The following is a 12,568-nucleotide window of genomic DNA, read 5'->3' on the forward strand; positions in this document are numbered from 1 at the left end:
CAGTTCCTTTTTTTATCACTAAATTTTGATTCTAGAACGCCAAAATTGATAAATCAAAACTATTGTAGCATTTAAAATAATCTATCCACTGTATAGGAAGAATTCTTAAGCAATAATCTGTGAAAAATTATCATTTAATTTAATCCTATCAAAAGTATTTGTTGAAAACAACATAAATATAAAAATATTGAATGAAGGGACAAACCAAAATGCTTCAATCATACAGTTCAAAGCAATTATAGAAAGAATTGCCACATATAAATATTGACCTTTTCTATACTGCTCTTTCGCTGAAATGATATAAATTATAATTAGTAACACTACGGGAACAATACCATATGTAAACAGCATCTGGACGTAAGAGGAATCTACATAGTTATATCCAATTACCGCTTCCGTCTTTCCACCTGAACCAATAAACAAAACATCTCTAGTACCAAATAAATTTAAAGTAAAGGAACTAAATGCATTTCTTCCTAACGCTAACCTACCCGTAATTAATTTATTAATTGAAACCAGAAAAGGTGAACTCCAAGAAAACATATAAGATAAATACATCATTAACGATGAAAAAATCAGTACTGAATATGGGAGTATTGCATAGATGCGAAGTTTCTTTTCTCCAACAACATAAAAATATATATAAATAATCGTTGCTAATAAAATAGACAATGCATTTAAGCGTGCGTCACAATATTTAATAACAAATGCAGCTAGTAAAAGTCCCACAATTGATCTCATCCAAATCAATCTATCTTTTAATAAATAAGAATAAGCTATAAATAAATAGAAACAATGGGAAGCGAAATCGGTAGGATAAATAAATCCAAATGAATTTCGAATCACTCCCCCTCGATTATATTGTAAATTTGGGACTATTCCTAAAAGTGATAATATAAATACAACTATCAATACTATACTAGAGACAAAAATATAATTTTTCAAAATTACTTTCATATCAACATTGACTAAAAAAACTAGTAATGTCGAATAAACAAGAAAATTAAGCCTACCAGTTTGTAAATATACTACAATTCCTGTTAAGAGAAGTAAGATAGATAATACCAGATATTTGTAAGAAATTCTCATTTTATACAAAAATCGAAGTCCTAAAAGCAATACAACTACAAACAGATAATTTGCTTTGACTTGAAAAAAAGTCCTATCCAACATTGTTGTAGATATAGCACTAAAAAATACCACTATCGCTACAACAATGTTAACCAGTAGGTTTTCAATATTTATTTTTTTCATTTTTTGATAAAGAATAATATAGAATAAACTAAAATGATTATTTTAAATCATAGGAATTTTAGCTCATCTACAATCTCCCTTCCTCACTTTCCTAAACTTTTAACACTTTACAATATTACCTAAAAAACTCTCATCTATAAAATTATTTAATTAATTTATAGTGATATTCTTACCATTTTACTTATTAAATAATTGCTCTTTTAACTCTTTTAGACTAACTACTCTAAATAATAAGATTTGCAGAATATAAAGTATTCCCCCTATGACTGCACATATAACAACATTAACCAATGGTGCAAAATGCATACCTGTCTTTAACAATGAAAGAGCAAAATACATAAGGATAGACGCTGAAAGTATTTTAAACATTGAAGCAAAAATTGGCACTTCTCTCAGATATTCTCTTGTAAAATATAATTGAATGAACCATACTAAGGCTTCCGTCAATACCGATACAACTGATGCACCAATATAGCCAAATTTAGGTAGTAAGATCAGATTTAATCCCACACTAATAATTGCTGGAACCGTAGTTGAAGTCATAAATTCTTTATTTTTATTATGAGGTATCAAAATTTGGATTCCCATAATATTCGTCCACCCAATAAAAAACATTCTAAAAATCATAATTGCTATTGCATACCTAGCATCTTGGAAGTCATTGCCCAAGAAAAATTTTACAAAATCATTATTAACAATTAGCATGCCCGCAATAATTGGAAAAATTACCAAATTGTAAATTAAAAAAGATACCTGATGCATTCGATTCACGGCTTCATTATTTCCTTTTGATAAAAGATTTGAAACACGTGGAAGCATGACACTTCCCAGAGAAGTTACCAAAGTAAGTAAAATATTCACCAATTTTAAAGCTTGATCATAAATACCAACATCAGTAGTTGATGCTAAAGCACCGAGCATTGTTCTATCTAAAGTAACATACAAAGATATTGCTATTTGAGGTAAAAACAGTAATATCACCGGTTTAAGATGTTTCTTGGCATAATTGAAATCAAATTGTGGCTTACCTATAAATTCTAGAGCTGGCAGCCACATACTTAATTGTCCCAAAAATTCAAATATAGTTAATAAAAAGACATATAGATATAAATCATTCTGAGACTTTATGAACAAAAATATTGAAATAACACCTATGAGTTTGACAGTGATATTTCTAACAGTTATCTTCCTAAAATCTTCTAGTCCTTGAAAAAGCCAAGTAATATCTAATCCCCTAGATAATAGAGATAATACCAATATATAAGCTACTGGATTTTGCATAAATGAAAATGAAAAGCACAGACCAATATATAGAAATATCGATATACAAGTCGCAGTAAACTGCAAGGTATAAATACCCCAAAAATTACTAGGGATATTATTTCTATGAGCTGAAATCTCTTTTGTCCCATAATTAGCTACTCCTAATGTTGCCAAAAAAATAAAGTAAGCAACAATCGAATTAAAATAGCCAAAAGTTCCTAAATCATTTGAACTGAAAACCCTTGTAACATACGGTGTTGTTATGAAAGGTAGTACAATGGTTAGTAATTGATAAGAGAGATTGTAAGCATAGTTTTTTAAAACCTTCATGACTATCTAACCCATTTTCCCTCTGACTTTTTTATACAATTTTGCAGATACGAGAAACAATATATATTTCAATTTATTTTTCCTTGTAACATTTGAATTCGGAATAACATCTTTGAAATATTGAATGTATTCTTTTCTAATTTTATTAACTTCAGCATACATATCTGAACTAAGCATAGCATGTACAATATGCAGACCATTAAAAACATAGCGAACATTCAAGGCTCTTCTCATATCCCTATCACCTGAATAGTCTCGTTCAACATAACTTCTATTCCATTCCATTGCCTTGTAAAAATCTAAGAGACGATCACTATACTTAGAATTTACAATACTTCCTGGTCTTCGATAGTATTTATAAAGATTTAGATCACTAACAGCAATATTTTCACAGAAAGCAATATGCTCATAAGCAAGAGCTAAATCTTCATACAACATCCCATTAGGATATGGAAACCTTAATAAGATTTCTTTCTTATATAGTTTACCACCTGAATGTGTCCCAACATAATTTCCATAAAACATTTGTTCTAAAGCTGTTCTACGATCTAATTTTCCAGAATATTTCTCTCTGAAATCTCCTAGGAAATCACTATTTTCATAGTTTCTAACTTCAATCACTGGAGTTGCTACAAGATCAACTCTATACTTATCTCTAAGTTCTACTAAATATTCAATGGCTCTATGGTCATAATAATCGTCTGAATCAATGAAAACAATCCAATCTGTTGAAGATTCTTTTACCCCAGTATTGCGGGCATTGGACAATCCCCCATTTTCAATATGCAGAACTTTTATTCTGTCATCTTCTCGAGCATATTGGTCACAAATTTCTCCAGAACTATCCGTCGAACCATCATCTACTAGGATTATTTCAATATTTTTATATGTTTGTTGTCTTAGACTTTCTACACAATAACTCAAACAGTTCTCAACATTGTACACTGGTACAACAATAGAAATCTGATCCATTATGATAATCCTTCCAAAATGATATCAACAATACGCTCACAAGCTTTTCCATCTCCATATGGATTACTTGCTTTACTCATCTTGCTGTACTCTGTTTCATCTTCTAGAAGCAGTTTGAAATTAGTATAAATATTTTCTTCTTCTGTTCCTACTAATTTCAAAGTGCCTGCAGCAATCCCCTCTGGACGTTCTGTTGTATCACGCATTACCAATACTGGTTTACCTAAAGAAGGTGCTTCTTCTTGTACACCACCCGAATCTGTTAAAATCATGTAGCTTTGATTCATAAAATTATGAAAATCAATGACTTCTAGAGGTTCAATGATTTTCATACGTTCATTGTCACCAAACACCTTACTTGCTAACTCACGAACCTTAGGATTCTTATGAATAGGATATACGACTTTAACATCTTCAAATTCATTCAGGATACGATTAACTGCGTTAAACATATTTTCCATGGGTTGGCCAAGATTTTCACGTCTATGGGCTGTTAGCATGATTAGTTTACTGTCCTTAGCCCACTCCAAAATAGGATGGTCATAATGATCTTGAACGGTTATCTTTAAGGCATCGATGACAGTATTTCCAGTAACATAGATATTCTCTCTTCCCTCTTTTAGAAGATTTTCTTTAGCCACTTCTGTCGGAGCAAAATTGAAATCCGAAATAATTGAAGTAGTCTGACGATTGAATTCTTCAGGAAATGGGCTTTGAAGATTATAAGTTCTCAATCCTGCCTCTACATGTCCAACTTTAATTCCCATGTAAAATGCAGCTAAAGCTGTCGCAAAAGTGGTTGTAGTATCCCCATGAACAAGAACAATATCTGGTTTTTCCTGCTCTAAAACTGCTTGAATTTTATCTAAAATACTTGTCGTGATTGTAAATAGTGTTTGATTTGCCTTCATAATTCCCAAATCATAATCAGGAACAACTTTAAAGACATCTAAAACTTGCTCTAACATTTCTTTATGTTGACCAGTTACACACACAAGTGTCTTGATTGAATCATTTTTCTTCAGTTCATTCACTAAGGGACACATTTTTATTGCTTCTGGACGCGTCCCAAAAACTAACATTACTTTTTTCATTTTGAATCTCCCATTAGTTTTTGATAAAATTTACGATAATTCTCTAAAAATAAAGGATAACTAAACTTCTCTTCATAATCTTTTTTAGCTTGATAAGCTAACCTTGTTCTAAGAGTTGAGTCAGTCGCCAGACTCTCAATAGCAGAAGCTAAGGACCTAGCATCTTTAGCAGGAACCAAGATCCCATTTTCTTTTGTAACAACTTCATTAATGCCAGGAATATCTGTCGCAACCATGGTTTTTCCATTCATAAATGCTTCGATAACATTTAGAGCCAAGCCTTCAAATAATGACGAAGACACTAGGAAATCAAAACTATTAATGCATTCCACTATATCCTGTCTATACCCTAAAAAAGATACTTTATCTTCCAGATTTAGTTCTTTAACCTTGTTTTCTAATTCGTCTCTTAGCTCTCCATCCCCAACGATAAATAAACGCAGTTTTTCATCTGAAATCAAAGATATCGCATCAAGCAGATAAGTCAAACCTTTTTGTTCAGATAATCTTGCAATACAGCCTAGCTTGATTCCATCAAACTTCATAATCTCATCAACTTGTCTATTTGACTGTTTCAAGATTACTCCGTTATAAATAACAGTGCTATTTGCAACTCCCACATCATCTTTCAAATTTTGATTAACTGCTTGACCAACTGCAATACTATAGGCATTTTTCAGTGAAAATCTATATAAAGACAACTTATCTTTAAAGACATTATGAGCAGTGTAAACATGGACTAGCTTCGGATTAATCAGTTTTAACAAACGAATATAAAAAGCTGCCATTCGATGATGCGTATGAACCAGAGTAATATCATTTGTCTTAATAATTTGATAAATTTCAAGAAGCAATTTCAACACAGTAAGAGGATTTTTGCTGTCTATATCTTGAATTTTATGATGGATAATTCCTTGGGTCTCTAATTCTGGTTCCCAAAGGCCTCCTGTAGAAGCAACATGGACACTATCAAACTCATCTTTCAAATCAGAACTCAACTGGTACACGATTCTCTCAGCACCACCAATATCCATCGTTCGTGAAATATGTAAAATATTATTTTTTCGTTTTTCGTTTCTCATCTAAAACTCGCTTAATAAAGGTAACATTCCCTACAAAGTATCGTTTAAAGAGACGCTTTGGTTCATTAGCAACTCGGAACAACCACTCCAAGTTTGATTTCTGCATCCAAAGTGGGGCACGCTGAATGTGACCAGACAATACATCAAAACTACCACCTACACCCATAAAAATAGAATTCACTCCATTATCCATAAATTTTTGGATGATGTATTCTTTTTTAGGTGAAGTAATTCCAACAAATACAAAGTCGGGATTCTTTTCACGAATATCTTCCTGAATATCTTGTTCATCTTCCTCAGAAAAATAACCATTGCGATGTCCAACAACTCGTAGATTGGGATACTCTTCTTTAAAATTTTGTAGCATATCTTGCAAAACTTCTTCTTTAGCACCAAAGAAATACACTGAATAAGATTTTTCATCGGCTAATTTTAATAATCTTTGCATTAAATCAATTCCAGCAACTCGTTCTGGAACTTGGTAGCCCAAAAATCGAGAAGCTAGAACTACTGATGCACCATCTGCATTGATGATCTCAGACTCGTTAACTATCTTCTTAATGGCTTCATCTGATTGACATTGGTTAATCTTATCAGCATTTACGCCCATTAAATGAAGAGGACGTTGTTCAATGATAAATTTTTCAACCGCTTGTACTGTTTCATCCATTGTTAAAGGGTCAATCCTGACCCCCATTAAATCAAAACTATTCAAATTAATCTCCCCATGTAGACTCGAAATGACCCTTACGTTCTGCTTCTTCGGGTAACTTCATGTAATCACCATATATTTTTGTTAAATATTCATCTGGATTTGCATGGCAACTTATTTCTAAGTTCTCAAACTCTAGTAATTGTGGTTCACCGAATACTTCTTTTCTAGCAAGTTCACGTTCTCTGTATGAACCTAGTACATTCCCTACTATTGAACTAGTTTCAAAATCATATTGTTTAATTAGATTTTGTAATTTGTTGTTAATAGTGGCTGTTTTTAGAAGTTTATTTAATTTCAAAACTTTTGATATACTCACAATTGCATTTTCAAAACTTCCCCGATCTCTGTCATGTAAACGATCGATTACCGAAATTTTAGAAAGTGCACGATAGAATTTAATTTTGTTTGTTTGAATAAAATAATGAAAACGATCATCTGGATAACCATCCAAAGGGAAAATATCTATGAATGGACTACATAGTTCATCTCCAAATGGAATTTGTAAGGATGTATCCATAATAGAGGTATTACCTAAATTATCATCATGAAGTCTCAAAACAACATGTTCTGGAAGTTCCTTGTTACAAATAGACAAGAATTTTTCATAATCTTTTCGAGGCATTCCTAAATCCATATCATCATCCCAAGGAATAAATCCTTTATGACGAATTGCTCCTAGCAATGTTCCTCCCAAAGCATAATATCTTAAGTTATATTTACTACAAATAGCAATAAAACTTTTCAATAAAGATAATTCTCCTAGTTGAATTTCCCTCACTTTATTCATAAAATCACTTCGCTCCATCTCTCATAAATACAACTTTAACTGTTTTTAGTAGAATTTCAATATCTTTCCAAATTGTCCAATCGTCTATATAAGCGACATCTAATTTAACGACTTCATCAAAATTCTTAATCTCACTTCTACCACTAACTTGCCAAAGTCCAGTGATACCCGGTTTAAAACTCAATCGACGTTTTTGTTCAGGTGTGTATGTCTCATATTCATCAACTGTTGGCGGTCTTGTTCCAACTAGACTCATATCCCCTTTCAAAACATTCCAAAACTGAGGAAGTTCATCCAAGCTAGTTTTACGGATAAAGCGACCAATTTTTGTAATGCGAGGATCATTGTCCATCTTAAACATACCACCCTGCATAGTATTTTGCTCCAGCAATTCTCTCTTTTTATCCTCAGCATCAATACACATTGATCTAAATTTATAAAAAGTAAAATGTCGGCCGTTTTTTCCTATACGAGTCTGGGCAAAAATAGCAGGTCCACCATCTTTTCGAATAGCTGGCACTAGAACTATGCTGACTAAGCCACAAATCATTAAACCAAAAATAGAACCAATAATATCTATGACACGCTTAGCAATGACATGACTATTTTTATAAAATTTCGTCGAAAAAGTAATGACATTTAGACCAGCCATCCCACGGATTTTCTTGTCACGCCCTAGATTATGGTCAAAAGCATTTAGATTAACCGTTACATCAATTCCCATCGTTTCAAAACGAGAAATAAATTCACCAATATCATATTCTTCACTAGGAAGATTGATAAACACTTCGTCCACAACTTCGTGAGTTGCAAAATTCAAAATATCTTCGACTGGTACGACTGTAATAATATCATGTTGGAAATTAGGTTTATCTAATACACTAACAGCCACCAGTTCTCCAAAGAAATCACCAGCATCAAGTAATTTATCCATCACTTTCTCAACTCTAGATGTTGCTGTAATCAAGAATAGTTTTTTACTCCATTTCAAATTAGGAAATATCCGTTTCGAATAATACTTGATACAAATATTGACTAGATACATAAGAATAGAGTGTAAGGTTAAAAAATACACCATGCCTCGTCTAGATATGCTAAAGCGTTCTTCTAAAAAGAAATTAGAAAGACTAATTGCCAACGCAAAGAAAATGATATATTTTGCCAAGCAAACAAATTCAATCAAATTCCCTCGTCTAAAAAAATCTTGACCGTAATCGCTAAAATAAAATACTATGTAGTGGAGAATATATAGGACAATCATTGTTGTTGAAAGAATATCTGTCTCTTTAACAAAACTAAGAGAATACCCCAGTAACACTACTATAAAACTCTGGATTACTGCCAGAGATATTTTTATCCCTTTCTCTTCCATAACTACTTCCTTAGTCTATCCCTTATTTTTTACCGTAAGAACCATACTCACCGTAAGAACCATATTTCTCAGCTGAAGTATTGAATTTATTTAATACAACTCCTAAGAATGGTTTATTCGTTTGTTCCAATTGACCTTTAGCCTTCTGAACATCCTTTCTGTTAGCCTCCCCTGCCGCAGTAACTAAAACAGATGCATCACATTTTTGTGTGATAATAGCTGCGTCGATAACGATACCAATAGGCGCTGTATCTACAATAATATAATCAAAATATTTGCGAAGTGTATCAATCATAGTACTAAAGTTCTCACTTTGCAATAAAGCAGTTGGGTTTGGTGAGATAGACCCAGCTTGAACCACAAATAGATTTTCAACATTGGTATCACATAGACCATTAGATAGATCTGTTGTCCCAGATAAAAATTCTGTCAACCCCGTGATTTTTTCACGCGATTTGAAGACACCTGACATGACAGAATTCCGAATATCAGCATCTACTAACAAGGTCTTATAACCTGCACGCGCGAATGCCCAAGCAATATTTGTAGAAGTCGTTGACTTTCCTTCACCCGGTTTTACAGAGGTGATAGAAATTACTTGTAAATTATTTCCACTCAATTGTATATTCGTACGCAAGGCATTATAGTATTCTTCCGCTTTTTTGGCCAGATCTAATTTTTTCTGTGCTATTTCTAATGTCGGCATATCTCTCTCCTATTTCAATTTATCCAAATTAGGAACAACTCCCAATAATGCGATTTGCATAACATCTTCAATATCCTCTGGACGTTTCACTCGTGTATCAACCAGTTCAACAATAAGAACAGCGATAACCATAAATACTGTTCCTCCAAGTAGTCCAATAATTGTATTTCTACGAATATTTGGAGAAGATGGTGCTATAGCGGGACGAGCTTCTTCAAGTGTTGTGACATCAGAAACGCGTGTGATACTGATAATCTTTTCAGCTGCTACTTCTCTCAATGAGTTAGCAATACGACTAGCTTCCTCAGGGACCCTATCATTAACTGAAATAGAAACGATACGGGTATCGACTGGTACAGTTACCTTGACTTTACTAGCCAAAGCTTTTGGTGACAGATCTAATTTCAAATCAGATGTAACTTTTTCTAAAACATCTTGAGACAAAATAATTTCACGATAGTCTTTAACCAAGTATGATCCAGCTTGCAAGTCTTGGTTTGTCAAACCAGGCTTATCTCCCTGATTACGGTTGACTACATAAATCCGTGTAGTACTAGTGAACTCCGGTTTGACGATAAAAGCACTATAAGCAAAAGCTAAAGCTCCAGCTACAATTGCTACCAATGCAACTAGAATTTTTCTTTTCCAAAGAATTTTAAATAGGTGAAATACATCGATTTCCATAGTATTTTGTTCTTTCATATTTTCTCCTAAATTATTTGATCCATTATAATTTTCCTAGGGTTCTCTACAAATAGCTCTTCCGCCTTGGCTCTACCATACTTTTTAGAAATAATATGATAAGCCTCCTCCATATAGGGGGGTCTACTATCTAAGTTATGCATATCACTTGCAATGACATGAACCAAGTCTCTCTCCAAAAAATATTGGGCTCTCTTTTTCATAAATTTATAGGTTTCACCAAAGAGCTTAGGTTTTAGAACATGAGAACTATTTACTTGCGTATAGCAGCCCATATCAATCAGTTCCCTAACACGTTTTTCATTGTTTTCCAACGCATCATAACGTTCAATATGAGCAATCACCGGGGTAATCCCTAACATCAAAACATTGCTTAACCCTCTATGAATATCGCGATAGGGTGTATTCATACTAAATTCAATCAAAGCATAACGACTATCATTAAGAGTAGGAATACGCTTGTTTTCAAGTTTTTCTAGAACATCTGGAGTATAGTATATCTCTGCTCCGTAAGCAATGACCAAATCATCTGCCACTTCTTTAGCAATCTCACGAACCTTTAAAAAATTCGTCGCTATTTTTTCTTCTGGAGTCTCAAACATCCCTTTTCGACGATGGGAAGTCGAAACAATCATCCTAACCCCTTGATTATATGCTTCTCTTAAAAGGGCTTTACTATCTTCTATAGACTTTGGCCCATCATCTACATCAAAGACAATGTGAGAGTGGATATCAATCATATCATCTTCCCTCCATCACATCTTGTATCGCACTTTTAGCAGCTGCTAGACTACTATCATCGATTTCCATCATATAGAGATTACTATCTGGCATAGCATAAGAAGGAAGTCCCATTTGACCTGTACCTTTGAGGTCTTGAGAGTTGACTTTATAACTACCCCCACTCTCCAATTGAGCATTAACCAAATCCATCATCGTTTCGATCGGCATATTTGTTTGGAGGGAATCTTGCAGGCCTTGAATAATGTCACTATAATTTTTTAAGGCTTCGGTAGAAGTTAATTTCTGAATGATTGCGACAATGACCTTTTGTTGATTACGACCACGGTCACGATCCCCATCAGCTAAAGAGTAACGTTCACGAACAAACCCAAGAGCTTGCTCAGAATCTAAATGAACATTTCCTACTGGGAAATGGAACTTTCCATGACGAGATGTAAACTCCTGATCATTGTGCACATCTACACCGCCTAAAAGGTCAATCAACTTCAGGAACGAAGTAAAGTTCAAGCGAACATAGTAGTTAATATCAACTCCATAAAGATTTTCCAAAGTATGAATAGAGGAGTCTACTCCATAAATACCTGCATGAGTCAATTTATCTTTTTGATTATTCCCTCCGTCTGCAATCGGAACATAGGAATCTCGAGGGGTTGTTGTCAATAGAATTTTTTTAGAATCTAGATTAACAGTCATCAAAATATTGACATCAGATCGAGAAACTGAACTAATTGGACCATAAGTATCAATTCCACTTACATAGACATTGAAGGATTGGTTCTTAGAAACTTTAGGAGCAGCTACTTCTTTTGTGATATTTTTAGTGTAGATTTTCCTAATTTTTGATGCATAATCAGGGTATTCAGATTCTATAATATTTTCAAAAACGCTATTTAATACAATCGCTTTTGCTTCACCTGATACCAAACTCTTATAAGCCGCAAGATATGAAGTGCTTTGTTCAACAGTCAATTCTTTGCTCTGACTAGTTTTGATATCAGCTATCAATTTTTGAATATTCTCATTATCTGTATCCGTAGGCCCTGTAACACTATCTAGTTGTGTGACATTATGAACCTCACTGTCTTTCAGAACAACAACACTCATTGAATATTCTGAGTAATTCGACGTAGAATTGATATGACTAGTAAAGCCGACAAATTGTTGCAGTGCAAAGAAAGAAACTGAACTCACTAAAATAGCTAGTATTAAAAAGAAAATTGTAAATTTTTCTGCTTTTCTATAAATGATCAAAAGCAGACTCGCTAAAGCGACCAAAATCACTACGGCTGCCGTTATAACATTCAGGTATCTAAACGCCAATATATTATGTCTAAAAATCAAAAACAGCAAAAAACCACCCAATAATACATAAATGGTTAATAAAGCTATATTAACACTCCGCTTAACTTTCCCCGAACGGGCTCTTTTTGAACGTTTATTCATAGTTTTCCCCTATATGTTGATTATCAGAATTATTATATCACAATCATGAAATAATTTCCATTTATTCCTTTTTTTATCAGCGTTTTCATCGCTTTTTCTTTACT

Annotated in this window: 12 protein-coding genes; all 12 read right to left on the reverse strand. The window is 33.3% G+C overall.

Annotation, left to right across the window (positions count from 1 at the left end):
* Nucleotides 1–105 precede the first annotated feature (105 nt).
* The 12 genes from M594_RS08510 to M594_RS08565 all read right to left on the reverse strand — a co-directional run bounded on the left by M594_RS08510 (nt 106) and on the right by M594_RS08565 (nt 12,464).
* Complete coding sequence (locus M594_RS08510) at nt 106–1,254, reverse strand: polysaccharide polymerase (protein WP_173876566.1); 1,149 nt, start codon at nt 1,252–1,254, stop codon at nt 106–108.
* A gap of 177 nt (nt 1,255–1,431) precedes the next feature.
* The gene (locus tag M594_RS08515) at nt 1,432–2,847 is read right to left on the reverse strand and encodes a flippase (protein WP_173876567.1); all 1,416 of its coding nucleotides are present in this window, start codon (nt 2,845–2,847) and stop codon (nt 1,432–1,434) included.
* A gap of 6 nt (nt 2,848–2,853) precedes the next feature.
* Entirely contained in the window at nt 2,854–3,819 is a 966-nt protein-coding gene (locus M594_RS08520; protein WP_173876568.1) for a glycosyltransferase family 2 protein, read from the reverse strand.
* Nucleotides 3,819–4,913, reverse strand: a complete 1,095-nt coding sequence (gene wecB, locus M594_RS08525; protein WP_173876569.1) for a non-hydrolyzing UDP-N-acetylglucosamine 2-epimerase — start codon at nt 4,911–4,913, stop codon at nt 3,819–3,821. The genes M594_RS08520 and wecB overlap by 1 nt, the downstream gene beginning before the upstream one ends.
* Nucleotides 4,910–5,995 (reverse strand): glycosyltransferase family 4 protein, encoded by a 1,086-nt coding sequence (locus M594_RS08530; protein ID WP_173876570.1) that lies wholly within the window; start codon nt 5,993–5,995, stop codon nt 4,910–4,912. Before M594_RS08530 ends, wecB begins: the two co-directional genes overlap by 4 nt.
* Nucleotides 5,970–6,692: a WecB/TagA/CpsF family glycosyltransferase gene (locus M594_RS08535; protein ID WP_173876755.1), complete on the reverse strand. Its 723-nt coding sequence runs from the start codon at nt 6,690–6,692 to the stop codon at nt 5,970–5,972. The genes M594_RS08530 and M594_RS08535 overlap by 26 nt, the downstream gene beginning before the upstream one ends.
* A gap of 19 nt (nt 6,693–6,711) precedes the next feature.
* Nucleotides 6,712–7,497: a LicD family protein gene (locus M594_RS08540; protein ID WP_173876756.1), complete on the reverse strand. Its 786-nt coding sequence runs from the start codon at nt 7,495–7,497 to the stop codon at nt 6,712–6,714.
* 4 nt (nt 7,498–7,501) lie between these two features.
* On the reverse strand, nt 7,502–8,869 hold the full coding sequence (locus M594_RS08545; RefSeq protein ID WP_173876571.1) for a sugar transferase: 1,368 nt from the start codon (nt 8,867–8,869) through the stop codon (nt 7,502–7,504).
* A 22-nt stretch (nt 8,870–8,891) separates the two neighbouring features.
* Nucleotides 8,892–9,575 (reverse strand): tyrosine-protein kinase, encoded by a 684-nt coding sequence (locus M594_RS08550; RefSeq protein WP_125446895.1) that lies wholly within the window; start codon nt 9,573–9,575, stop codon nt 8,892–8,894.
* A gap of 9 nt (nt 9,576–9,584) precedes the next feature.
* Nucleotides 9,585–10,277, reverse strand: coding sequence for a capsular polysaccharide biosynthesis protein CpsC (cpsC, locus tag M594_RS08555; protein ID WP_173876572.1), 693 nt, complete (start codon nt 10,275–10,277; stop codon nt 9,585–9,587).
* An 8-nt stretch (nt 10,278–10,285) separates the two neighbouring features.
* Nucleotides 10,286–11,017 carry a capsular polysaccharide biosynthesis protein Cps4B gene (gene cps4B / locus M594_RS08560; protein WP_173876573.1) on the reverse strand — a complete coding sequence of 244 codons (732 nt, stop codon included), beginning with the start codon at nt 11,015–11,017 and terminating at the stop codon, nt 10,286–10,288.
* A 1-nt stretch (nt 11,018) separates the two neighbouring features.
* Nucleotides 11,019–12,464 (reverse strand): LCP family protein, encoded by a 1,446-nt coding sequence (locus tag M594_RS08565; protein WP_173876574.1) that lies wholly within the window; start codon nt 12,462–12,464, stop codon nt 11,019–11,021.
* Nucleotides 12,465–12,568 lie beyond the last annotated feature (104 nt).

It is taken from the genome of Streptococcus mitis, assembly GCF_013305725.1.
In the GTDB taxonomy this organism is placed as follows: domain Bacteria; phylum Bacillota; class Bacilli; order Lactobacillales; family Streptococcaceae; genus Streptococcus; species Streptococcus mitis_BO.